Raw genomic sequence first — 21,980 nt, forward strand, 5'->3', positions numbered from 1 at the left:
AGCCGTGGACAAATTAGTAACGCTGCGATTTGGTGAAGGCAGCTTTGAGCAGGGGTTTCCGGCGACGCTCCAGGTCGGCGAAGAGACAGATGCGGCCTCAGGGCTGGCGATGCAACTGACAACCGAGGTGGTGGGGAAACTGCCGCCTGCGCCGGAGGTGGTGGCGTTATATCAACAGTGGCAAACGGCCTATCGACAGTTGGGCATTGCCACGCGGCTGAATGCGCCTGACCATCAAATTAAAAATGTGTCGCGGTCGGCGAGTCGAGCGGCGTGTCAGCAGGTGGCCCGGCAATTGCGCGATCGCCTGAATGAGTGGCTGCGGGCAGAATCCTTTCGGCGGGTGCGCGAAACCTGGTTTGCAGCGCTGTCGCCGACCGACACCGTGCGGCTGATTGTGCAGACGGAAGATCGGCTGCTGCAACGGCTGCCGTGGCATCTGCTAGAGCTATTTGAGCAGCATTCCCACCTGGAAATTGCCCTCAGCGCCCCCACCTATCAGCGGGTGCTGCAACCCCCCAAGCCCAAGGGAAAGGTGCGGATTTTGGCGATTTTGGGCAATAGCGCGGGCATCGACGTGCAGGGCGATCGCACGCTGCTGATGCACCTGTCGCCCCAGGCCGACGTGACCTTTCTGGTAGAGCCTGATCGCAAAGAACTGAGCGATCGCCTCTGGGATCAGCCCTGGGACATTCTGTTTTTTGCGGGGCACAGTTCCACCGAACTGGCCGCAGACCCAGCAGGCGGCGACACCGGGCGCATCGCCATCAACCCCAGCGATTCCCTGACGATCGAAGAGTTGCATTATGCCCTGCGAAACGCCGCCACCCAGGGACTCAAGCTGGCGATTTTCAACTCCTGCGACGGGCTGGGGCTGGCCCGCGCCCTGGCCGACCTGCACATTCCCCAAATGGTGGTGATGCGGGAACCCGTGCCCGACCGGGTGGCGCAGGAATTTCTCACCAGTTTCCTGCGAACGTTTGTGCGGGGCGAGTCGCTCTATCTCTCGGTGCGGCGGGCGCGAGAGCAACTCCAGGTCTTGGAAAACGAGTTTCTCTGTGCCACCTGGCTGCCCGTCATTTGCCAAAATCCGGCAGAGCGTCCCCCCACCTGGCAGTCCCTCCTGGGGCGATTGTCCAAACCCGCAGAGTCGCCCAGTCCCCTTCCTGTTGCTGCTACTCGCCTGCACCGCCGCCGCCTGCATCGCCGCGAAGTCTGGCAGCGCCGCCTGCGCCGGGTACTGCGCCGCGTGCCGATGGCGATCGCCCTCAGCGCATTGGCAGCAGGAGTGGTCATCGGGGGGCGATCGCTCGGCTGGCTGCAACCTGTCGAACTCGCCACCTACGACCAGATGCTGCGCCTGCGCCCTGCCGAGCAAGAACAAGACCCGCGCCTGCTGATTGTCACGATTGACGAACAGGAGCGGCAAGACCTTGGGCAGCAGTCTGGCCCCTACTGGTATTCGGTATCGAACGCGAACCTGAACCGCCTGATTGAAATCTTGGACAAGAGCGGTGCCCGGTTAATCGGCATCGACCTGTATCGTGACCTGCCGATCGAACCCGAAGCTGCGTCGCTGGCTCGGCAGTTTCGCGAAAATCCAAAGGTCATCGGCGTGTGCAAAGTGCCTGTGCGGGGCGAGGGCGGCATTGCTCCCCCAGCAGACATGGCGGCAACTCGGCTGGGGTTTTCAGATTTTGTTGAGGACAAAAAAGAGCGGAAGGTTCACCAGATCAATGCAGAAGCGCGGGCGATTGGCGAAGCAATCCCTGGGGGAATCGCCCCCCGTCCAGTTGCGAGTGCTGCCGTATCCCCATCGAGCCAGCCGCAGTCCCGGCCTGGAATGGTGCGCCGCCACCTGCTGGCCATGCGCGAGGAACTGTCGGACGAAACAGGCTGCCTACCCGACTTTGCATTCAGCACGCTGCTCGCTAGTCGGTATCTAGAAGCCGAGCAGATTCCCGTAGAAATTACGCCGGAGGTGCTGAAGCTAGGCGATCGCACCTATCCGCTCTTGCGACGGCGATCGGGCGGTTATAAAGCCCCCAATTTTGACTATCGCGGGGCGCAGGTCTTGCTCAACTACCGCACCGTGCGCCCGCTGTACGACAGTCCGTTTAGGCAGGTGAAAATCAGCGATGTGCTGAGTGAGCGCGTGCAGCCGGATCTGTTTCAGGATCGCGTGGTTATCGTTGGATACATTCCGCATGATCCGCAGCAATCGACCGATATCTGGAGAACGCCCATCGCTTCCATAATGGACGGGGTACTGGTGCAGGCTCAGATGACCAGCCAGTTGCTCAGTGCCGCTTTCAACGAGCGGCCGCTGCTGTGGACGTTGCCCCACGGGCTAGAAATGCTGTGGATTGGCGGCTGGGCGGCGCTGGGCGGGCTGCTGGTGCTGCTGTTCAAAGCGCCCTGGCGGTTATTAGGGGCGATCGCCCTGGGGTTGCTGCTTTTGGGGGCGATCGCTCAGGGAGTTCTAATTCTCTGGGGCGGTTGGATACCGCTGGTTCCCGCCGTTTTGACCTTTGGTCTCAGCACCGTCCTAGTCACGATCTACCGCTACCGTCTGGTGCAACTGACGCTCCTGTTTTTCGTCAATCTCATCCTGATCATGACTCGCGGTCAGCGCTTCAAATAAAGGGCTGCAAAGTCCAGTCTTCCCAAGACCCCAAACCCAGTGTCAGGAAACTCCAGCCCGCTCTTTTCGTCTTGCTGCGTAAAAGAGCAGAGATTTCCTGAAGTGAATATTGTGGGAAGAATCAGGAGCCTCCAGCGAGGTTGCACATCCCCCGAACCCCTGTATTTGCGTGCCTCCCCACTAGCCCCCTTGAGTTGAGGTCACCAACATGAATGCATCTAAGTTTTGGTTAAAGTCTGCGGCGATTGCTGCTGCGGTTCTGGTTTTGTCCGCTGCTCCGGCCGTGGCCCAGCGCTATGAATCGTCTAGCGGCGACGCACCCGGTGCAGACCGGGCAATCGGGGGCGGTGGTCATCGCTATCGGGCCCCGCTGCCGCCCGAAGCAGGCGCACCCGCTGGACGACCCTTTGGCGGAGCCAGCCGAGGTAGCGGCGACCTGCCCCTATGCCAGTCCCTAGCGGCCCTGGTTCCGTCCACTCGTGAGGTTGGGCGCAACGGCAGAGAGTACACCAGCGTTTGGGCCCTCACTGCCGCCGCCCATCCCATCGTCTGGTTCTACGTTCCCTACGCCCTGACCAGCGATGAGCCAGCGGAATTTGTGCTGTTTGACGATCAGCGCCGCATTATTTACCGAAAACAAGACATTGTTCTGAGCAATCAACCCGGCATTATCGGAATTTCCCTCCCCGAAACTGCGCCAGCCTTGGAAGTCGGGCGTATGTATCGGTGGAATTTCCAGACTCGCTGCGGCGGCGAAGTTGTATTCGTAGAAGGCTGGATTCAGCGGACTGCGCTGGATGCCGAACTCACCAGCGCAATCGACCGCGCCTCGCCGCTCGACCGGGCAGCCTTGTACGCAGAGAACGGCATCTGGTACGACGCGCTGACCCTTTTGGGCAACTTGCGCCGCGAAGATCCCGACAATCTCGACGTGCTAAACGCCTGGATGGAACTGCTGGAGGTGCTGGAACTGGGCGAAGCCGAAGAGGAAATCGTCCTCACGCCGATTGCTCCAGCGGAATAAGCGTCAGGGGTCGGTGCAGCGCTGCTCTCCGGCCCCTCCACCGTGCTTGAGCCAACCCAGGGGTAACGCTAGAATGTTTACATTCCTTTACACATGGGTCTCATGCAAACTGCGATCGCCCCTGCGGTGGGAGCCTACTGGAACTGGCGCGGCTATTCCATTTACTATGTCCGGGCAGGAGAACGATGGGGCGATTCCCACAGGGATGGCCTGGCGAGTCGCCCGCCCTTGCTGCTGGTGCATGGCTTTGGCGCGTCTACAGACCACTGGCGCAAGAACGTAGCGGGGCTAAGCGCCGACTTTGAAGTCTGGGCGATCGATCTGCTGGGCTTTGGGCGATCGCAAAAGCCGGATATCGTCTACAGTGGCGACCTCTGGCGCGACCAGTTGCACGACTTTATTACCGACGTGATTCGGCGACCCGTGGTGCTGGCGGGCAACTCGCTGGGCGGCTATGCGTCGCTGTGTGTGGCGGCGCAGCGGTCACAATCTGCCGCTGGGCTGGTGCTGCTGAACTGCGCTGGAGCCTTTACCGAAACAGCGCAAACGACTCAGCCCAACCTGGTGCAGCAGTGGTTGGGAGACATCGTGCGATCGCTCTTGTTGCAGCCGCTCCCCAGTTTTCTGCTGTTTCAATACGTCCGGCAAAAATCCGTCATTCGCAAAACCCTGGAAAAGGTCTATCTCGACCGCAGCGCCGTTACCGACCAGTTGGTTGAGGACATCTATCGCCCCTCTTGCGATCCGGGCGCACCCGCCGTATTCGCCGCTGTGTTCAAGTCTCCCCGTGGCGAAAAAAATGACGTGCTGCTAAGCCAAATGCAGTGTCCATTGCTGATGCTGTGGGGCGAGGGCGATCCGTGGATGAATGCCCGCAGCCGGGGAGCCCGCTTCCGCCAACACTATCCCAACCTGACAGAGCATTACCTGAATGCGGGGCATTGTCCCCATGACGAAGTGCCGGAACAGGTAAACGCGCTGATCAAAGATTGGGTCTTGGGAATCGGAGAGGATGCGATGATGGAATGAGAGGTGAAGTTGTCTTGACAGGTTGCTCCATCGTCTAGGCACTGCATCCTGGTTTGTGATTCGGTTTCCGTGGTTAATTTCTGATGTCTTCTTCTCGCCCTTCCCTTGAGTCTGAATTGCAGCGGCTTCGTCAGCTTCGGTTAGCGATTTTGCGGATTCACAAAGCCCTGCTGGAATCGGAGCGCGGCATTTATGAGGAATTTCACGGTCCGATTCGCTCAAATACGGAGTTTTTTAAGCTGGTAATCGAGGACGACGGCTGGTTTAGCTGGCTGCGCCCCATTTCGCAGTTTGTGGTGCAGATTGATGATGTGGTGCTGTCTAAAAAGCCCGTCTCGATGGAGCAAGTGGATGAACTGTTTAACCGGGCACGGGTGCTAATGCAGCCTTCAGAATTTGGCACAGAGCTGGAAAAGGGCTATTTTCGGGCGATTCAGCGAGATCCGGAGATCGCGCTGATGCACGCCGAAGTCTCTCGTTTGATGGCTGCGCCCGACGCTTAGCCCCATCGCTCCGAATCACAAATCCAAAGTTTTGTAAATCAATCCGGAATCTTGCGTATTTTGAGTGAGGCCGCCAGATAAAGAAAGCGTCGGCTATTGGCTTGCCAAAGCAATGCGACTATACTACAACTGTAATATTGGTAATTTTGTCGCTGCTTTTTTCTCTTCTGATAGCACACGCTTCTGCATACCAGCCCTAGTTTCTAACCCTCTGGTTCCTGAGTCTTCTCACTTTATCGTCTTCCTGCTTCGCAGCGCTTTCCAGCTTTCTCGCAGCCCTTTTGCCCGCCTTTGCAACCCCAGGTTTTGCAACCCCAGATTTTGCGACCCCAGTATTTGCGACCCCAGTATTTACCACCCGTATGTTAAGCCTCGCTCTGTCCATCTTTTACAGCACGCGGATTGACCTGTTCCAAGACGGACGGGCGCAATTTGTCGGGCTGTTTCTGCTTGAAGGATGGCAGCATTTTGGCGCGGCGCTGCTGGTGGGCTGCGATTTGGGGCGGCGCAAGGTCGCTGGAACAGGCTTTGGGGTTCAAGGGATTGATCTCTCCTCTTGTTTCGATCGTTCGGATTGCTTGCTCGTTCGCCCTGACGCGAAACCCGATCCCGATTTCGATGCAGCCGTTTGCGCCATCGGAATGCGATCGCCCTTGCCCACTGCGCTTCACACCGGATTTCAGTTCGGATTTTTTAATGCTGCCCTGGCTATCTTGGGCCGAATTGCAACACAACTCAATCTGAGCGGGAGGTGCAGGGTCATTCTGTCACCCACCTAAAGGCAAAGCGACTCGGTTTTCCTAGTCCCCCGCTCCTGACTGTCAGAAGCGGGGGTTCTTTTTTGCCACTTTTTTGCCACTTGCCGCGAACCCGAACCTTCCGCACGCTAACCGCATCTTTCTGAAGGAACAGCGTTTGTCATGCTAAAGCTTACCTATACCGATGCCGACGTTTATATAGAGGTTCTGTCTGCGCCCATCGAAACGGCGATCGCCCAGCGGGTGACGCTGGCCCTGCGCTGCGGCGAAACGCTGCACGTCACGCCAAACACCGCTAGTTTTCTGCTGGCGGCCCACTTGCCCCAGCTGGCGCAACTCCAACAACTGCTGAAGCAACACTCTGGGGCGATCGCCCTGGCTGTAGCCGATGCAGATTGGGTTGAAATTACACTCTACGGAAGCTGGCTGTCGTCCAGTCCCTATGCTCACGAAGGCGTTTTTCTGATCGCCTTGCCTGCTGCAATCGAGCGCCTAATTTATCAACTCTGGCAGGCAAGCGTCTGTGTCCAGGGTGTGAGGGGCTGAGAGGACGGGAACGAGGAGGATTAGGATGCCTCCGGGCAGAGTCAGGCTTCACGCAAACCTGGCCCTGCCCAAAACGTCTTGCCCGGTTTGCGATGCAGACCAGATTCCCAATCCGGCCTCACTCACTACTCTTCAGGCGGCAACTCAGGCCGGTCTTGAGGCGTGTCAATCAGGGCTGATTTTGAAGCCTTGAGCTGCTTCCAGAGGGCTTTGATCTGATCGTAGGCTTCGTCAGGTGAAATCTTGCCGCCCGTCTCCAGGCTGCAAATGATACCAATACGCTGAGCAAATTCCTGAAGATTGGCATTGAACGCTAGCCTTTGAGGAGAGAAATCGCCCCGATAGCGCCCAATCGGGTAAAAAAATTGATCTTTTTCGTTCTCAGATGTTTCTGACAAGATGACCAGTACCTCTCAATGGTGGGGATGCACCTAGAGCCAAACTACCAAAATCAGCTTAATAACTGCATGATTCCTGTTGCATAATTACTGTATCGATTGATGAATGTTTCTTAGAACACCCTTTAGGAGGATCTTGGGAAAACGTACGAGTAGATGTTCTAGCAGATACAGGCAAAGATGAGCCGTAAAGTGAATCTTGAAGTGGAGCTTAAATAGGGCGATCGCCCCTGGATTCTGAATCTCAGAACTTGACTGCTCGACACAAAGCACCATGAATCCTGTTGTTCTTCCATAGACCAGGGACTAAATATCAAAGTCAACGCTATTGGCCTGAAAAATGACCTGCTGAATGCCGTAGGCAGGCTGAGTCAACAGCGTTTCTCGAATGGCTTCAAACAAACAATACTGATTGGCGCTGCTGAGGCTTTGAAAGGCTCGCCCGCCACGAGGATTGTTGACTGCGAAGTTGATTTCGGCTTCTTTTGCCGCTTCGTTTACGTTGACCTCGTAGCCCGTGATGCCAACATCTTGCCCTTCGTAGGACTCGACAATTTGGGTGACAGCACCCGCTACGGGTTCATCGGCTGTCACCAGCACCGATTGCGGCACGAGTTCTTGGGTGTTGGGGTCGGGCAAATAGATGATCGCAGGCATATAGTCCTGCGTGATGGAGGTGTTAATCTCTTCAATGTCGTCAGCATCAGTAGCATTTGGGGTTGGCTCCGGGTTGGCGATCGCCCGATTAGCAGCGCCCACCAACAGCGTCAACGCACTGGCAGCAATCAGAGAGAATCGTACAGGTGACCACAAATCCCGGATGCTTGTTTTGCGTTGTGGACTCCATCGACAAATAGCGTTCATCGCCTTCCCCCCTCTAGAAGAATATATGGAGCTTCTAAGAACATAGATTAAGATACGGACAGGTTTATGAGAATTCCAAAGAAACCTTATAAAAACAAGTGATTCTTAAACAATTAATCAATACTTAATGCTCTTAATACTCTAAAGTTTAACGCCAAAAGTTGTCAGATATTTTGAGCTTTAGTTTTTTTATTGAGTCTGTATTGAGAGAAACACAAAGCCTGTGATCTGGCTCACAAAAGATTAGGAGTAACAAATACGCCTCAGGCAGTTTTTAAAGAGAATTCAGTCATGGCTTGTGAAGTATTCTGACAATCCCTTGCACACTGTATCGTAATACTTTAGACATCTTAAACTTCTGAAGAAAAAGTGGAACTTTTGCGGAAGGAGCCATCTTCCGATCAATATCCGCGAGTCGGAGTGGTGATTCCAATCCTGAACGGAGCAGCAGATTTACCTGAGCTATTGTCCTGTCTGTCTCAGCAAACCTACCCACGGGAACGCATTCAATATGTCTTGATCGACAACGGGAGTGGCGATCGCACGCCCGATTTACTCCAAACTGCCACCATGCAGTTCCAATCGCTCGGCCTGACGCTGCGCCCCCTCACTGTTTCAGACATTCAAAGCGCCTACGCCGCCCGCAATGCGGGTATTGTGGCAGCGCTGTCGGGCGACACCCCCTGCGAGATCATTGCCTTCACCGATGTTGATTGTCGTCCGAATCCAGACTGGCTGCGGAATTTGGTGCAGCCCTTTGCGGAGCCGCAGGTCGGGCTGGTGGCGGGAGAAGTGCTGCCTCTGAAACCTGCCACTTGGCTGGAGCAGTACGCTGCCCGCCGAGAGTTTCTGTCGCAGCGACACACGCTGGCCCACGGATTTCTGCCCTACGGACAGACGGCCAACCTGGCCGTGCGGCGATCGCCCCTCGAAGCCGTTGGGCTGTTTCGCCCTTATCTAACTAGCGGCGGCGATGCAGACTTGTGCTGGCGAATTTTGCAGACGGGGCAGTGGGAACTTCGCCTGGCAGAAGGGGCGATCGCCCGCCATCGGCATCGCGCTACGCTGCCTGCGCTCTGGAAACAGTGGCAGCGCTACGGCCGTTCCGATGCTCACCTGCATGAGCTACATGGCTCAGCCCTGATGCGATCGCTGACCTGGCAAGACGCGGCAACTCGTCTGGCTCGGTGGCTCCTCAAAGAACTTCCCAGCGTCGCACCCCGTGTATTAAGAGGACAGGAGCCGTGGGATCGATTGCTCGATACCCCGCTAGATTTGTTTTGCGCGACGGCCCGGAGTTGGGGACAGCGACGCAGTTCGTTCCCGGAATCGGCACGGGCGATCGCCTGGTTGCCGGATGGCACGCGGGTCAATTCACCGCCCCAGTAGCAGATGTATTCTTCTGAAGGAAGAGACGAGGGAGCGAGCGATCGCCCTAAAATCTAAATCATCTGCTCAAGATGAGATGTCTTTGAGATGAGATGTCTTTGAGATGAGATGTCTTTGAGATGAGATGTCTTTGAGATGAAATTTCGACGTTTTCTTTATCCATCAAAACCAATATGGCAAACATGGCAAATGTTCAAGTGACCGTTTCCGTTGCAGACGATCACCTCGATCGCCTCCTGGAAGTTGCCGAAGACCTGCAAGAACACGGCATGAAGATTGATCAGGTGATGGATCAGGTGGGAATCGTTACGGGTTCCTGCCCCTCTGGTGACCTGCCTGCGCTTCGTCAGGTGCCCGGGGTTGAGCATGTAGAATCTGCCCAGACGTTTCATCTGTCGCCGCCCCACTCTAAAATTCAGTAAAATAAAATTCAGTAAAATTCAGTCGCAAGTTCAGTTGCGCCTTGTTGCTCAGCCTTGGTGCCGAAGCATCGTCCTCCGCCGCCACAGAGGGGGCGATCGCACAGGACTGAATCAAAAACCTGAACGAACGTTAAGCAATTGGACAACAAGCTGACCAAGTTTTAAATCACGCTGCTGAACCGAAAACGGGGAACCGGGAGGCTAAGAAGCCTACTGGCGAACCTCTTGGCGCAGAACCCCCAATGACGCTTCCTGAGACATCTGCGGACTTGATGTAGAGGTGCTGTGGACGTGCCGTGGACTTGATTGGGAAGTAGAAAGTAGACCGTGCCTGCTGGTTGCCAACTCTGGTCTGCTCATCCACGGTTTCCTAGAGCATCCGGTCACTTTGTTATATCAGAAAAATATTCGGATGATCCTGTTTGCTCAGTCTGCCTGCGTTTTTGATAAAGAGACTGTGAGGAATTGACTGCAAACGTGGAGGCGTTGAATGGGGTTTGTCCTGCGTGTTTTTGCGGCGATCGCTCCATTTTTTTCAACTTTTTTTGATGTTTCATCCTCATTTTCAACCTGGTAGTTGATAAAGAAATTGTTAGCACGAGCCTAGTGCAAGTCTCATTTCTGTCAATGTTTGTTGAAATTAAAGTTAGGGAACTCTAGGTGTATTGAAAGACTTTTGCATCCTTAAAAGAGACGGCTAACCAGAGGATATGTTAAGGAAGAGGGTCGCGATGCCTAGCCCAGATCAGGATTTGTTCTCCCAGAATGGAGAGCCAGCGCATAGTGTCGAAAAAAGTATTGAAGAGCAGCGCCTTAAGACCCTGAACGACCTTGGGTTAATGGATGCTGAGAGTGTGCCGATTTTTGAAGAAGCGACTCAAACGGCCGCCCATCTTTTGGATGCTCGAATTTGTGTGCTTGGGCTGATGGATCAGCAGCGCCAGTGGTTCAAATCTGCGGTTGGGCTATCGCGGATTGGGCTGATGAACGAACTGGCGACAACTCGCCAACTTCCTCGTGCCGACGCGCTATGTCGTCATGTCGTTGAGAGCCGCCAGGTTCTTGTGCTGAACGATGCTTCGGCCCATCCCGATTTTGCGGACAGCCTGCTCGTGCGGCATTACGGCATTCGCGCCTACCTCAGCGCTCCCCTGATCGCGTCCAATGGTCAATGCGTCGGCACGCTAGCTGTCTTGAGCTTGCAGCCGCGTGATTTTTCGACTCGCGAGGTAGAACTGCTGGAGCTAGTCGCCCGGTGGAGTATGAGCGAATACGAGCGCAACCACCTGCTGCGGCGATCGCCCCAGCCCATGATGAAAGCCCCCAAGGGGGCGATCGCCGCGTCGCCCACCACCTCGATCAAGGCAGATCTGATCGCCCAAATGGCCCAGGAACTCCGCACCCCCCTCACGTCAATCCTGGGCATGGCCAGCGTCCTCAACCGTGAAATCTACGGCCCGCTGACAGAAAAGCAGAAAGAATATCTGGCAATTGTCCACAACAGCGGTCAAACCTTGCTCTCGCTGATTAATGAAATTCTAGAACTGGGCGCACTCAACGACACCAACTGCGTCCTAAACCTGGCACCAATCGACATAGAAATGCTGTGTCAACAGGCGTTTAGCACCCTCCAGCAGGTCGCGCAACGGCGAGAACAGCGCATTCGGCTGACGGTCGAACCGGGCAACCGCATTTGGATGCTCGACAAAGAAAAAATGCGTCAGATGCTCTATCACCTGGTGTTCAGCGTGATTCAATCCGCCAGCACTGAGAGCATTATTCGGGTTCACATTTCTCGTAAGCAGTCTGCTCTGACCATCACTGTGTGGACTTCGCATCCCTGGCTTGGCGAAGGTCTCCCGGCTGCTGACCTCTATACAGGGCAAATGCTGACACCAGTCGAGTTGTCTCAAGCCCATGCGTCGTCCTACGGCTGGTCCGCAGGCGACTCCCAAAAGTCTGCGCTCTCTCAAAGCGACACGGCTGACGGCTCGGCCCCGCAGAACATGCTCCGCCAGAGCCTAGGGCTGATGCTCAGCCGCCAGCTTGCAGAACTACACGGAGGCACGATCAACATCCAGGGTTCGGCTGAAACGGGCTATCGATATGTGGTTAGCGTTCCGCAGTCTGCTGAGCTAGGTGAACTGGAGTAGCCAGCGGGCCGGACATCTCTACGAGCTGGGCGGTAGCCAGAATCAGGGGCGATCGCCCGAACTCTCTAGCCCTTTTCTGGAGCAGAGACGCAGATCCATGCACCTGTAGGCCTCTGATTAGGGTTGATAATTCTGGCCATTTGGTTATGATTCTAGGTAGCAGTTTACGATTCCGCTTTTGTTGTTCTGACTCTATCACCGAGTGGACAGGCACAGTCTGAGTTTTGGACTTCTGAACTTGAGGTCGTTGGATTTGCATTCTCTGGCTTCGGTGCCCTTGTCAACTTCCACTGGGATGAGTCATAGTAAATATACGTTGTAACCGACGTAACAAACAGTCTGGAATTCTTTCGAGCAAGACTACGATCTAGGTCTGCATCAAGGAGCAGTCTGAGTCAATGGATTATATCGATAAGGTTTTGGAAAAGCTTAAAGAGTGGGCACGCAAGCTAGTGGAAGCGCTGCTGGGTCCAGACGTTCAGCCGGAGCCAGAACCCATTCCCATTCCAGTCGATGACCGCAGCCGTCGCCGCTAAGTTGCTTCCGAGCAGTGTGTTTCGACCCTAAAGCTCTGTTGACGTTGGCAATGGGCTTTGAGTCGAGTGCAAGCAACGCGAGTAGATAGGTTTGTACTGGACATCTGTTTGGCCTGACGCTTCTGGCAGTTGCGCTGTTTAGGTTCGATTGCCCCAGTCAGCCCTGTGCGTAGCTGCGTTTGATTTGTTGTTCTAGCAATTTTTTGTGTCCAATCTGAGCATCTTGGTCTTGCATGGCCCAAATCTGAACCTGCTGGGACACAGAGAGCCGGGGATTTACGGACGGGAGACTCTCGACAGCATTAATCAGTCATTGCAGGATGCAGCAGTTCAGCTTGGTGTTCAGCTAGAGTCGTTTCAGTCTAACCATGAAGGCGCTTTGGTCGATGCGATTCACGGGGCGATGGGCGTTCAGGATGGACTGCTGATTAATCCCGGAGCGTATACCCACACCAGCATTGCCATTCGAGACGCGATCGCCGCTGTAGCGCTACCCACGGTCGAGGTTCATCTAAGCAACGTCTATCGGCGGGAGTCCTTTCGGCATCATTCCTACATTGCACCCGTTGCAGTTGGTCAGATCAGTGGGTTTGGCGCGTTTAGCTATGTTCTTGGACTTCGCGCCCTGGTTCACCATCTCACCCACGTTCTTCTGGAGTAGCCTAGCTAGAGTAGCTTAGCTAAAGTAGTATTCACCCTAATATTTGCGACTTCAGGATAGTTTCCGAGAGTTTTCTGTAATTTTGAGCCAGTTTCGCAGTTTTATTCGCTCTATTTGCAGTAATTCACCGTTTGCAGCAATCCAGCTTTCGGCTGCATTTGGGTAAGCCAGATTTGGCTTATGGCTCCGATTCCAGCGGCGCAAGCAGTTCATCTCTCCACACTTCGATCTGAAGGCGCAGGCGGGCTGCTCCACCGGGCGTGGCCGTATTGGGCAGCAATAGCCGCTCAATTGCTCGCTGATAGTCTGCCAGGGCAGCGTTCCAGTCGCCCCAGAGGTGATGTGTGCGACCCCGCTCGGCGTAGATGTGGGCTTCCAGACGACCCAGCCGCAGCGCAAAGTCAAAGCATTCTAGAGCGCGATCGTGCATTTCTAGCTCACGTAGCGTAATCCCCTGATTGAGCCAGGCGCGGACGTTGGTTGGGTTCAGATCAAGGGCTGCGTCGTAGTCTAGGATGGCTTCTAGAAACTTGCCCTGAGCGGCGTAGTAGTTGGCGCGATTGTTATACACGCTGTCGAGAGTGGAATCTAGCGCGAGCGCTTGATTGTAGTCGGCGATCGCCCGCTCCATGTCCCCGCTCTGAAAGTAGACCAGTCCACGATTGTTATAGTCACGGGCGCTGCTGGGGTTTTGCTCCAGAATCATGGTGAACAGGGCGATCGCCTCTTGATGATCGCCGCGCTGGGCTGCTTGGAGAGCTTCTTGGCGGAGCGCTGTTTCCAACTCGGTGTGGCTGAGGGGAGCCGCAGCACGAGGGGCGATCGCCGTGTCTACTCGTCGCGCTCTAGGCTGCCAGCGCTTCTGCACTCTAAGAGTTGGCCGGGCAGTCGTGCTAAGACTCTTGCGCGACCGATCTGCATTGTTCGCTTTTTCTTGCCGACCTGTAGAAGAGCGCATGTTCATGACATCCTCGTGGTGTATTTCAGTCAGTGCCAGGGTGTGATGTACCGTTAGAACTGCGTTATCCGCCTTTTCACCTGCTAATGTCTCTCAAAGCCCAAAGTAGTGTCAGGTTGAAAGTACGGAAAATTCTCTTTCACCTGAAATAGCAGCGCACCCCTGATAGCTGACGATGCGGAATCCATGAAAGTTCCGCTGCATCAGACATTCAGCAGTTGTCCGTCTACGAAGAAACTACACAGAACCTCCGTATAATTCCTGAAACTTTCTGCAAGGATTCGTGAACTTTTGGTGACATAGGCGTTACATCCTAATTGATTCTCGACAGGATTTACGCAGTTGGACGATTTCTCGCAGGCGCAGCCCGCGAGAAATCGTCCAAAACCCAAAGAGCTTTTCGCAAGTGCGTAAGTCCTGCTCGATTTGGGATTTTGGATTGCTAGTCAGGCGTTGGTGGGGCTGCCAGAAATGTCATTCGTAGCGTCACCTAGAGAAGTGATGTCAGACGCTATCAGACTAGAAAACCGTCGGTTCAGCAGATCTGCAACCTGTCGATTGTTTCACTCCTTTTCCTACTGATAAAACAAACCCATAAAAAGACTTCCTGGAGATTCTTGCGTTGCAAATCTCCAGGAAGCTGACTGTCAAACCCGTGAAACTAGACGCTAAAACCTAGCGAGGCGGATTCAGGAAACGGCTGGCAAATTTTAGTGTTTCGCCGAGGTCGGTCGATTTTTCGTCGCCACTGAGGAAAGCAGCCAGCAGGGGGTTGCCGCCACGGGTGCCAGGTTTGGGTGCGCCCAGGTTCAGCATCCCCATCGCAGCCGTAATCAGCCCTGGCAGCATTCCCTGGACAATGGTGGGGCTAACGCCAGTTGCAGAGGAAATAGTCTGGACGGCCTGTTGCTGTAGCCCGGCAGGAATCAGGGATTGTAGCGCTGCACCACTAGCGGAACCACCCGCGAGTTGACCGATCATGCTCTCTAATCCTCCCATCCCTGCGGTGGTTTGCTGCTGCTTCAGCGCAGTACGAGCTAGGTTGCCCACCACAGAGAAGGCACTCTGGGTCGTCGCAGGATTGAGACCCTGGTTCCCTGCAAGCTGAGAGACGGTATTGACAATGGAACCCAGCGAACTAACGCTGGCTTGCTGGTTGGGGTTGTTGATCGCGCTTAAAACGTCAAAGATAAGACTCATCTTTTTGCCTCGGTGTAAAACAAATTCAGCGGGGTTGCTGATTGGGGTGCTGAATAGCAGAATGCATCACACTATTCTGCTGATGCACGTAAACTCTGTTCATATCCAGCGCTTGGCTGCGCCGATTGATTCAGGTAAATTTTGCCACGAGGGATCGGGATTTTGGGTGTTGTGCAACACTTCGATTGCTATAAAACAGGCTCTACAGCTTTTATTCAGACTGTAGAGCCTAATTCGATTGCAAGAGCCGACCTGTTTGAGGAGGAGTTTGCCTGCTGAAAGACGTGCGGCGATATCGCGCAACACTGCACGTCCTCGGAGAACTTGAACTTTTACGCAAAGGGAGTATCGTTTGGGCGCATCCCAGTTCTGCAAGTTTGCCCTCATCCCCCAGCCCCTTCTCCCTTTTTGGGAGAAGGGGAGCCGGACTGAAAGTCTCTCTCCCGCTTTGGGAGAGGGATTTAGGGTGAGGGTTGGAAAAGTGGGATACGCCCTATCGTTTGGCATCCAGGACAGCCAGGTCGCTACAGCCCAACGAGCTTGGCGCTGAGCGTCCAGAGGCGATCGCCCAGAGCATCGTTCGTGGCCTTTTCCGACAGCTCTTGAACAAAGGACTCGCGCCCCTGCTTTTGGCGGTTGCCCCAGCTCCAGTGAACTCCGGATTGCTTGAACGCCGGATCAGCTACGACCTGCGCCACGCGCTCGCCCGCCAGTTCTTGCGAGACATAGCCGCCTGTGATGTTCTTTTGGAACCAGGGGAAGACTTTTTGGAAAATTGGGTAGCTATTGCGGAATAGCGGCGTGTCAGCGACGCAGCCAGGATAGAGCGAACTGAAGGTAATGCCCGTGGTGTCGTGATAGCGGCGATGCAACTCGCGCACGGTAATCATGTTGCAGAGCTTGCTGTCTTTATAGGCTTTGCCAGCCTTGAACTTTTTGCCGTCGATCATAGAAATCGGCGCTTTGAAGCCGGCCTCTAGCCCTTCCAGGTTGCCCAGGTCGGCGGGCGCGGGAATGGGGATCTTGCCACCCAGTTCCTTAGAGTTGGCGGTGACGGTTCCCAAAATGACTAGGCGCTTGTCCGCTGCGGGGGAATCCTTGAGGTCGCCCAGCAGCAAGTTGCACAGCAGGAAGTGCCCCAAGTGGTTGGTGGCAACACTGAGTTCGTACCCCTCTGGGCTACGGAGCGGCTCTTTGAGCAGGGGCATATAAACAGCGGCGTTGCAGACTAGCGCATCGAGCGATCGCCCGGTGGCGTGAAAGTCATCCACAAACTTGCGAACGCTGTCGAGCGATCCCAGATCAATGTGCAGTAGCGTGTAGTGATCTTTGGGAATGCCGACGGACTGTGCAGCGGCTTCGGCTTTGGCTAGATCTCGACAGGCCATGACCACATGCCATCCACGCTGGGCCAGGGCTTTGGTAGCGTATAGCCCCACTCCCGAAGAGGCTCCGGTTATGATTACGGTCGGTTGCTGAGAGTTTTGCATTTTATTAACAACTTACGGTGCGCTGTGATGTGTCTCCATGATTCATGATGATTGCACACCGTTGAGCCACGAAATGTTGAGTTATTACGCGAAATGTTGAGTTATTCAAAGCCTAAACAGAAGGCGAGAACTAGGGGCGATCGCCCCGCGCTCTCGGCCCTATTCTCCAAACCGATACCCCTTCCCATACACCGTATGAATCAGCGTGCTTTCGCCCTTGCCTTCGATCTTGCGGCGGAGCAGGCGAATTTGCGCCGCTAGTACGTTGCTGCTGATTTTTTCAGCATCGCCCCACACCTGCTCATGGATTTGGGCATGGGTCAGCAGTTGATTAGGATGCCGCATGAGGTAGTCCAGCAGTTGGCTTTCTTTTTCCGATAGCTCGATGGTGCGTCCCCGACGATAGGCCACCTGATTGTCCAAATCTAGCTCCAGATCCCCAACGGCGAGGCGAGCGGCAGATCGGACTGGCACGCTGGGTTCCAGGCTAGGGGGCCGCCGCAGCAGCGCCCGCACCCGTGCCAGCAACTCTCGTAGCTCAAATGGTTTGACCAGATAGTCGTCTGCGCCTGCATCCAGCCCAGCGACCCGGTCATCGATCGTGTCTTTGGCCGTGAGAAATAGGACGGGCGTGGTGTCGCCCTTGGCGCGGAGCGATTGGCAAATTTCTAGCCCGCTCTGGTGAGGCAGCATCCAGTCCAAAATCAGCAGGTCGTAGCTGCCCTGCGTTGCCAGGGTTCCCCCCTCTGCCCCATCGTGCGCCACATCGACCGTATAGCCTTCGCGCTTGAGGACATGCGTCAGCGGCTCGGTGAGTTCAATTTCGTCGTCTACCAAGAGAATTTGCATGGAAGTATTCTATGTCAGAGACTGGGGGCTAGCGGAAGCGATCGCGCTCCAGGTCAAAAATCGCCTTCTCCCAGCACCAGGCAGTTGGACGGTCGGGATAGCGCTGCTGGACAGATTCCACCAGGCGATGGGCAGCGGCGCGATCGCCATTCAGCAGTCGCACCAGTCGCCTTTCTAGAACAGGCTTGACACCCCCGGCGGGTTTTCCAGGCAACGAGCGGGGCCGCCTCCCCGTCGCCAGCCAGCGCACTAGTTGGGCGATCGCCCATCCCGCCAGCCCAAACAACGCCAGGTAAATAATTGGTTCCAGCATTTCTCAAGTTGCGATATTAAAGCTATGACAGAGACAGCGCCAGATTCGCTGCCGATCGGTCGTGGCACGCCCTCACACCATGCTTACAGAACGTTACATCCAGGTTAACAATTCTGCTGACTTGGCTTTCTTGGCCAGTCGGGACGGTTTTCCGCTCTTGGAAGCGCGGCTATTGGAACTGCACCAGCCCGATGCCCACTGGGTGTTGCAGCGATCGGAAGCCGTTGTCGGATATTGCTCCCTCTGGTGGCGATCGCTGCCCGATATTTGGGGCGAACGGCTAGGCTTCATAGGTCACTACAACGTGATGGATTCGGCGGCGGCGGCAGGCTTGCTGAACCATGCCGCAGGGGAACTGGCAGCCCTGGGCTGCACCTTGGCGATCGCCCCCATCGACGGCAACACCTGGCGGCGCTATCGGCTGCTGAGCGATCGCGGCACAGAGCCGCTGTTTTTCCTGGAGCCAGACAATCCTGATGAATGGTGCGGGCAGTTTGAGGCGGCGGGCTTTGGGGCGATCGCACACTATTCCTCAGCGCTGGCGACGGACTTAACCCAGGTCGATCCGCGCCTGACAGCCGTGCAGCAGCGGTTGGACGCGGCAGGCGTGAAGATTCGTCCGCTAGCACTCGACCAGTTCGACGCAGAGCTAGAGCGAATTCATGCCCTATCGCTGGTGGCGTTTCAGCACAACTTTCTCTACAGCCCGATTTCCCAGGCAGAATTTCTGACGCAGTATCGCCAGGTGCGTCCCTACGTGCAGCCGGAACTGGTGCTGCTGGCAGAGCAGGAGCCGCAACTGGTGGGTTTTTTGTTTGCCGTGCCCGATTTGCTCCAGGCGCAGCGCGGCGAAACGGTGGATACGGTGATTATCAAAACCGTAGCAGTGCTACCCGGCCGCCGTTACGCAGGATTGGGCAACGTGCTGGTGGCGCGAGTGCAGGCGATCGCCCATGATCTCGGCTATCGTCGTGCCATTCACGCCCTCATGCATGATGACAACAATTCTCGCAATCTGAGCAGCCGTTATGCCCATTCCATCCGGCGTTACACGCTCTATGCCCGCAAGCTCTAAAGTTGGCTTACGAATTCATTTACGTTCAATTCAAATATCACCTTCTCCCTCGAACAGCGTCTTAAGCGGCATCGCGTCCACATTCTGTTCTTCTTTTAGGTAGCGGGACAATACATCTGTCTGCCCATGAGTCACGTAAACAGTTTTTGCCTTAGTTTGACGCACTGTATTCACAAGTCCATTCCAATCAGCATGATCTGAAAGGACGAATCCACGTTCGTATCCGCGTCTGCGTCGTGCGCCGCGCACCGCCATCCAGCCAGATGCAAAGGCAGTCTGCGGATGCTGAAACCGCTTCATCCAGCTTGAGCGATGGCCCGACGGCGGCGACAGCACCAAGTCACCCTGAAACTTGTAGCTGCGAGGCATCTCGGAGGTGGGAATCGTTTGCACCATCGGAATTCCGAGGCTGCGATAAATCTCCGTCAGTGCGTGAATGGCACCGTGTACATAGACAGGGCGATCGCAGAAATTTCGCAGTTCACTCAGAATTCGCTGTGCTTTGCCAAAGGCATAGCAAAACAGCAGCGAGGGACGTTCCAAGTCGCCTTGCCACCAATTGTAAATTTGCCTGCACACCTCCGTTCCGCTCTGCCAGTTGTAAATTGGCAAACCAAAGGTTGCTTCGGTAATAAAGCGATCGCACTCCACCACCTCAAACGGCGCACAGGTCGGGTCTGCATCGCGCTTATAGTCGCCCGAAACGACCCACACTTCACCCTGATGCTCTACCCGGATCTGCGCCGAACCCAGCACATGCCCCGCCGCATGAAATGACACCCAGGTTTTCCCCAGTTTTAGCGGCTCACCGTAGGCCACGCCCTGAAGCTGAATGCTCTCGCCCAGCCGCTTTTTCAACACCCCTGCCGAAACGTCCGTTGCAATGTATCGGGCTGACCCCGATCGCGCATGGTCAGAATGGGCGTGGGTAATCAGCGCCGTGTCTACAGGTCGCCACGGGTCGATAAAAAAGTCGCCCGCTTCACAATAAAGTCCTTCAGGGCGAACAGTAATCAGCGTCATGAGCAGGGAGGCTCGGCAGGGATGGAAGCAGGAATGAAAAAAGAGGCGCACAACTGCACGCCTCTACACCATAGCGAACGGGAAAAGTTTGTTGACCTTAAACTTGAGCCGAAATGCGAAACTCTAGATGTGAATGCCGCACTCGGTTTTGCCTGTGCCGCGCCAGCGACCAGCCCGCTCGTCTTCGCCTTCGCCGACGGGGGTGGTGATTGGCTCGTCGCCAATGCTGGGATACCCCTGATCGTGCAGCGGGTTGTAAATCATGCTGTGTTCCGCGACGTAGGCCCAGCTATCTTTGCGCGTCCAGGATGCTAGGGGGTTGATCTTGAGGCGGCCCTGCTTATCCAGTTCAAACACGGGCATATCGGCGCGGGTGGTGGCCTGGTCGCGGCGGCGGCCGGTGATCCAGGCGACGGTGTTGAGTTCGCTTAGTCCGCGCTGGAGCGGCTCGATTTTGGTCAGATCGTGAAACTTGAGGATGTCGCTATCCCACAGCGCCTCGCCGTACTTTGCGGCAAAGGCTTCGCGGGTGTCTACGTCCTGAATTTTGTAGACCTGGAGGTTGAGGGCGTACAAATCCTTTGCTTTGGCGACCAGTTCTAGCGTTTGAGGAAAGTGGTGAAGCGTGTCCAAAAACAGCACAGGAACAGGCTGAGCAGGCTTGATTTGCTTGTAGAGAATATCCGTTAGCACCAGGTCATCCACGTTAAAGGCGCTGGTTTGTACGAGGCCAGTGGGGATGTTTTCCACGCTCCAGGCGAGGATGTCTTTGGGATGGGCGGTGTCAAACTGCTGATTGAGCGCGTCTAGGTCGAACGGCTGCGTCTGCGCCGGAGCGTCTACGGATTGAGTCATAATGCGTGTTTAAGGGTTGAGGTTGCCAGTTGGGAGAATCTCAATGAGTATATTTTACGATAAAAGGCGCGTAAGCCGATGGGGAAATGGGGATTGAGAAGAATCAGGGGTTTACGATGAAGCTCATTCTCTACAGCAAGCCCGGATGCCACTTGTGCGAGGGGCTTCAAGAAAAGCTGACGCAGGTGCAAAGCGTTTCTATCGATTTGGAAATTCGCGACATCACCACTCGCGACGACTGGTTTCAGGCCTATCAGTATGAGATTCCGGTGCTAATCTGGGAGCGCGATCGCCCCGATTCCCCGCCTGACCTGATTCCGCTGCCCCGCCTCTCGCCCCGGGCCGGTGTGGCGCAACTGGAGGCGCTGCTGCAAAAGGCGCTGGCCGCAGCGTGACGGTCGCCTCATGCCGCCGTGAGAATCAGCAATAGCCCAACTGCCATCATCACACCGCCTGCGATCGCATTCAGCCGAGTGCTTAGCCCTGCGCCCAGGAGGAACCGGGTTCGGTCTGCCAGCAGTGCGTAGATGACCTTTACACCCCCGACAGCGGCGATCGCCACCAGCATAATCACGCCTGCATCGACATAGGACACCTGAGACATATCCAGAAACGCAGGGAAAAAGCCGAGGTAAAACAGTGTTGCCTTCTGATCAGCCAGGGTAATCAGCAGCCCGGTTAGAAAACTGGAGACCCTCGACGAGTGGGAGAGGGCCTGCGCTTCCACAGGCTGCTCTCTGGCGCGAAATAGCCGAAGACCCAGCCAGATGAGATAGGCTCCGCCCAGATATTTGATCAGAAACACCAGGCTGCCCAGGGCGCTGGATAGAAATGAGAGTCCCCACAGGGCGATCGCAATAAACAGGAGATCACCCACCACGATGCCCGCCGCCGTCAGCACGCCATGCAGAAACCCAAGGCTGGCCGCCCGCGTGGAGACTGTGAGGACGCTGACGCTGGGAATGGCTGCCAGAACCACCATTGCTGAAAATAGGGCAACGATGTGGCTCAGGGTCAGATTGCTTTGTGTCCATATCTGTGTCCATGCTTGTGCCAATGTCGGAAACATCTCGGAAACATCCAAGTGTCAATTAAGCGTCAATCAAGCGTCAATTCTCGATTTTGGATTTGCGGTTTTGGATTTGCGGTTTTGGATTTGCGGTTTTGGATTGCTCGTCAAGCCTTCGCAGAGCTTCCAGCACGTTTATTCCACGCTTATTCTTATTCCACGCCTATTCATTGTGCCAATTGGGAGAATTCGGGAAATGGAACGGGTGTATCCCACTTTTG

24 protein-coding genes are annotated in these 21,980 nt (G+C 55.4%); 14 read left to right on the forward strand and 10 right to left on the reverse strand.

The genetic code is table 11. The features are described from left to right. The first annotated feature begins 4 nt into the window (after positions 1–4). From HNI00_RS02905 to HNI00_RS02930, 6 genes are all read left to right on the forward strand, one after another. On the forward strand, positions 5–2,644 hold the full coding sequence (locus tag HNI00_RS02905) for a CHASE2 domain-containing protein (protein WP_316790528.1): 2,640 nt from the start codon (positions 5–7) through the stop codon (positions 2,642–2,644). Positions 2,645–2,852: 208 nt separating this feature from the next. Next, positions 2,853–3,668, forward strand: a complete 816-nt coding sequence (locus HNI00_RS02910; RefSeq protein ID WP_316790530.1) for a DUF928 domain-containing protein — start codon at positions 2,853–2,855, stop codon at positions 3,666–3,668. A gap of 102 nt (positions 3,669–3,770) precedes the next feature. After that, positions 3,771–4,697, forward strand: a complete 927-nt coding sequence (locus HNI00_RS02915) for an alpha/beta fold hydrolase (RefSeq protein ID WP_420156288.1) — start codon at positions 3,771–3,773, stop codon at positions 4,695–4,697. A gap of 83 nt (positions 4,698–4,780) precedes the next feature. Continuing rightward, positions 4,781–5,200 (forward strand): hypothetical protein, encoded by a 420-nt coding sequence (locus tag HNI00_RS02920; protein WP_172353323.1) that lies wholly within the window; start codon positions 4,781–4,783, stop codon positions 5,198–5,200. Between the two features lie 362 nt (positions 5,201–5,562). Continuing rightward, the gene (locus HNI00_RS02925) at positions 5,563–5,979 is read left to right on the forward strand and encodes a hypothetical protein (RefSeq protein WP_316790534.1); all 417 of its coding nucleotides are present in this window, start codon (positions 5,563–5,565) and stop codon (positions 5,977–5,979) included. A 141-nt stretch (positions 5,980–6,120) separates the two neighbouring features. Beyond that, a complete protein-coding gene (locus HNI00_RS02930; protein WP_316790539.1) occupies positions 6,121–6,504 on the forward strand; it encodes an alr0857 family protein in 384 nt (127 codons plus the stop codon). A 125-nt stretch (positions 6,505–6,629) separates the two neighbouring features. On the opposite strand, the gene HNI00_RS02935 is transcribed toward HNI00_RS02930, so the two are convergent. After that, positions 6,630–6,902, reverse strand: a complete 273-nt coding sequence (locus HNI00_RS02935; protein WP_316790541.1) for a DUF7219 family protein — start codon at positions 6,900–6,902, stop codon at positions 6,630–6,632. Positions 6,903–7,208: 306 nt separating this feature from the next. After that, entirely contained in the window at positions 7,209–7,673 is a 465-nt protein-coding gene (locus HNI00_RS02940; RefSeq protein WP_316790543.1) for a hypothetical protein, read from the reverse strand. Between the two features lie 462 nt (positions 7,674–8,135). On the opposite strand from HNI00_RS02940, the gene HNI00_RS02945 reads away from it, so the two are divergent. The 6 genes from HNI00_RS02945 (at position 8,136) to aroQ (ending at position 12,927) form a co-directional block, all read left to right on the forward strand. After that, positions 8,136–9,155: a glycosyltransferase family 2 protein gene (locus HNI00_RS02945; RefSeq protein WP_316790544.1), complete on the forward strand. Its 1,020-nt coding sequence runs from the start codon at positions 8,136–8,138 to the stop codon at positions 9,153–9,155. 182 nt (positions 9,156–9,337) lie between these two features. Next, entirely contained in the window at positions 9,338–9,577 is a 240-nt protein-coding gene (locus HNI00_RS02950; protein WP_316790546.1) for a hypothetical protein, read from the forward strand. An 839-nt stretch (positions 9,578–10,416) separates the two neighbouring features. Continuing rightward, positions 10,417–11,730, forward strand: coding sequence for a GAF domain-containing sensor histidine kinase (locus HNI00_RS02955; RefSeq protein WP_316790548.1), 1,314 nt, complete (start codon positions 10,417–10,419; stop codon positions 11,728–11,730). Continuing rightward, positions 11,717–11,839, forward strand: coding sequence for a hypothetical protein (locus tag HNI00_RS02960; RefSeq protein ID WP_316790551.1), 123 nt, complete (start codon positions 11,717–11,719; stop codon positions 11,837–11,839). Before HNI00_RS02955 ends, HNI00_RS02960 begins: the two co-directional genes overlap by 14 nt. Positions 11,840–12,128: 289 nt before the next feature. Continuing rightward, positions 12,129–12,266 carry a hypothetical protein gene (locus HNI00_RS02965; protein WP_172353315.1) on the forward strand — a complete coding sequence of 46 codons (138 nt, stop codon included), beginning with the start codon at positions 12,129–12,131 and terminating at the stop codon, positions 12,264–12,266. Positions 12,267–12,471: 205 nt separating this feature from the next. Beyond that, complete coding sequence (gene aroQ, locus HNI00_RS02970; RefSeq protein ID WP_316790554.1) at positions 12,472–12,927, forward strand: type II 3-dehydroquinate dehydratase; 456 nt, start codon at positions 12,472–12,474, stop codon at positions 12,925–12,927. A gap of 178 nt (positions 12,928–13,105) precedes the next feature. Here aroQ and HNI00_RS02975 read toward each other — a convergent pair whose 3' ends face one another. The 5 genes from HNI00_RS02975 to HNI00_RS02995 all read right to left on the reverse strand — a co-directional run bounded on the left by HNI00_RS02975 (position 13,106) and on the right by HNI00_RS02995 (position 17,737). Further along, the gene (locus tag HNI00_RS02975) at positions 13,106–13,891 is read right to left on the reverse strand and encodes a tetratricopeptide repeat protein (RefSeq protein WP_316790556.1); all 786 of its coding nucleotides are present in this window, start codon (positions 13,889–13,891) and stop codon (positions 13,106–13,108) included. A 669-nt stretch (positions 13,892–14,560) separates the two neighbouring features. Continuing rightward, complete coding sequence (locus HNI00_RS02980; RefSeq protein WP_316790558.1) at positions 14,561–15,085, reverse strand: hypothetical protein; 525 nt, start codon at positions 15,083–15,085, stop codon at positions 14,561–14,563. A 524-nt stretch (positions 15,086–15,609) separates the two neighbouring features. Further along, a complete protein-coding gene (locus HNI00_RS02985) occupies positions 15,610–16,575 on the reverse strand; it encodes a protochlorophyllide reductase (RefSeq protein ID WP_316790561.1) in 966 nt (321 codons plus the stop codon). A gap of 159 nt (positions 16,576–16,734) precedes the next feature. Then, the gene (rppA, locus tag HNI00_RS02990) at positions 16,735–17,424 is read right to left on the reverse strand and encodes a two-component system response regulator RppA (protein WP_316790564.1); all 690 of its coding nucleotides are present in this window, start codon (positions 17,422–17,424) and stop codon (positions 16,735–16,737) included. Positions 17,425–17,452: 28 nt separating this feature from the next. After that, positions 17,453–17,737: a hypothetical protein gene (locus HNI00_RS02995; protein ID WP_316790566.1), complete on the reverse strand. Its 285-nt coding sequence runs from the start codon at positions 17,735–17,737 to the stop codon at positions 17,453–17,455. Between the two features lie 79 nt (positions 17,738–17,816). On the opposite strand from HNI00_RS02995, the gene HNI00_RS03000 reads away from it, so the two are divergent. Further along, positions 17,817–18,812, forward strand: coding sequence for a GNAT family N-acetyltransferase (locus HNI00_RS03000; protein WP_316790568.1), 996 nt, complete (start codon positions 17,817–17,819; stop codon positions 18,810–18,812). 30 nt (positions 18,813–18,842) lie between these two features. On the opposite strand, the gene HNI00_RS03005 is transcribed toward HNI00_RS03000, so the two are convergent. Together HNI00_RS03005 and cysH are read right to left on the reverse strand one after the other, a co-directional pair. Continuing rightward, on the reverse strand, positions 18,843–19,835 hold the full coding sequence (locus tag HNI00_RS03005; RefSeq protein WP_316790570.1) for a ligase-associated DNA damage response exonuclease: 993 nt from the start codon (positions 19,833–19,835) through the stop codon (positions 18,843–18,845). Positions 19,836–19,958: 123 nt separating this feature from the next. After that, positions 19,959–20,690: a phosphoadenosine phosphosulfate reductase gene (cysH, locus tag HNI00_RS03010; RefSeq protein ID WP_316790572.1), complete on the reverse strand. Its 732-nt coding sequence runs from the start codon at positions 20,688–20,690 to the stop codon at positions 19,959–19,961. Between the two features lie 116 nt (positions 20,691–20,806). On the opposite strand from cysH, the gene HNI00_RS03015 reads away from it, so the two are divergent. Beyond that, entirely contained in the window at positions 20,807–21,085 is a 279-nt protein-coding gene (locus tag HNI00_RS03015; RefSeq protein WP_316790574.1) for a glutaredoxin family protein, read from the forward strand. Between the two features lie 8 nt (positions 21,086–21,093). On the opposite strand, the gene HNI00_RS03020 is transcribed toward HNI00_RS03015, so the two are convergent. Continuing rightward, positions 21,094–21,759 carry a LysE family translocator gene (locus HNI00_RS03020; RefSeq protein WP_316790576.1) on the reverse strand — a complete coding sequence of 222 codons (666 nt, stop codon included), beginning with the start codon at positions 21,757–21,759 and terminating at the stop codon, positions 21,094–21,096. Positions 21,760–21,980 lie beyond the last annotated feature (221 nt).

This window comes from Thermoleptolyngbya oregonensis NK1-22 (assembly GCF_032705245.1).
Classification (GTDB): Bacteria; Cyanobacteriota; Cyanobacteriia; order Elainellales; family Elainellaceae; genus Thermoleptolyngbya; species Thermoleptolyngbya sichuanensis.

Excerpts from the sequence above, each read along its gene's own strand:
- HNI00_RS02925 (WP_316790534.1), top strand. The coding sequence starts at position 5,563 with ATGTTAAGCCTCGCTCTGTCCATCTTTTACAGCACGCGGATTGACCTG.
- HNI00_RS03015 (WP_316790574.1), top strand. The coding sequence starts at position 20,807 with ATGAAGCTCATTCTCTACAGCAAGCCCGGATGCCACTTGTGCGAGGGG.
- HNI00_RS02910 (WP_316790530.1), top strand. The coding sequence starts at position 2,853 with ATGAATGCATCTAAGTTTTGGTTAAAGTCTGCGGCGATTGCTGCTGCG.
- HNI00_RS03005 (WP_316790570.1), bottom strand. The coding sequence starts at position 19,835 with ATGACGCTGATTACTGTTCGCCCTGAAGGACTTTATTGTGAAGCGGGC.
- HNI00_RS02995 (WP_316790566.1), bottom strand. The coding sequence starts at position 17,737 with ATGCTGGAACCAATTATTTACCTGGCGTTGTTTGGGCTGGCGGGATGG.
- HNI00_RS02975 (WP_316790556.1), bottom strand. The coding sequence starts at position 13,891 with ATGAACATGCGCTCTTCTACAGGTCGGCAAGAAAAAGCGAACAATGCA.
- HNI00_RS02920 (WP_172353323.1), top strand. The coding sequence starts at position 4,781 with ATGTCTTCTTCTCGCCCTTCCCTTGAGTCTGAATTGCAGCGGCTTCGT.
- HNI00_RS02950 (WP_316790546.1), top strand. The coding sequence starts at position 9,338 with ATGGCAAATGTTCAAGTGACCGTTTCCGTTGCAGACGATCACCTCGAT.
- HNI00_RS02980 (WP_316790558.1), bottom strand. The coding sequence starts at position 15,085 with ATGAGTCTTATCTTTGACGTTTTAAGCGCGATCAACAACCCCAACCAG.
- HNI00_RS03000 (WP_316790568.1), top strand. The coding sequence starts at position 17,817 with ATGCTTACAGAACGTTACATCCAGGTTAACAATTCTGCTGACTTGGCT.
- rppA (WP_316790564.1), bottom strand. The coding sequence starts at position 17,424 with ATGCAAATTCTCTTGGTAGACGACGAAATTGAACTCACCGAGCCGCTG.
- HNI00_RS02955 (WP_316790548.1), top strand. The coding sequence starts at position 10,417 with ATGGATGCTGAGAGTGTGCCGATTTTTGAAGAAGCGACTCAAACGGCC.
- HNI00_RS02985 (WP_316790561.1), bottom strand. The coding sequence starts at position 16,575 with ATGCAAAACTCTCAGCAACCGACCGTAATCATAACCGGAGCCTCTTCG.
- HNI00_RS03020 (WP_316790576.1), bottom strand. The coding sequence starts at position 21,759 with ATGTTTCCGACATTGGCACAAGCATGGACACAGATATGGACACAAAGC.
- HNI00_RS02930 (WP_316790539.1), top strand. The coding sequence starts at position 6,121 with ATGCTAAAGCTTACCTATACCGATGCCGACGTTTATATAGAGGTTCTG.
- HNI00_RS02965 (WP_172353315.1), top strand. The coding sequence starts at position 12,129 with ATGGATTATATCGATAAGGTTTTGGAAAAGCTTAAAGAGTGGGCACGC.
- cysH (WP_316790572.1), bottom strand. The coding sequence starts at position 20,690 with ATGACTCAATCCGTAGACGCTCCGGCGCAGACGCAGCCGTTCGACCTA.
- HNI00_RS02915 (WP_420156288.1), top strand. The coding sequence starts at position 3,771 with ATGCAAACTGCGATCGCCCCTGCGGTGGGAGCCTACTGGAACTGGCGC.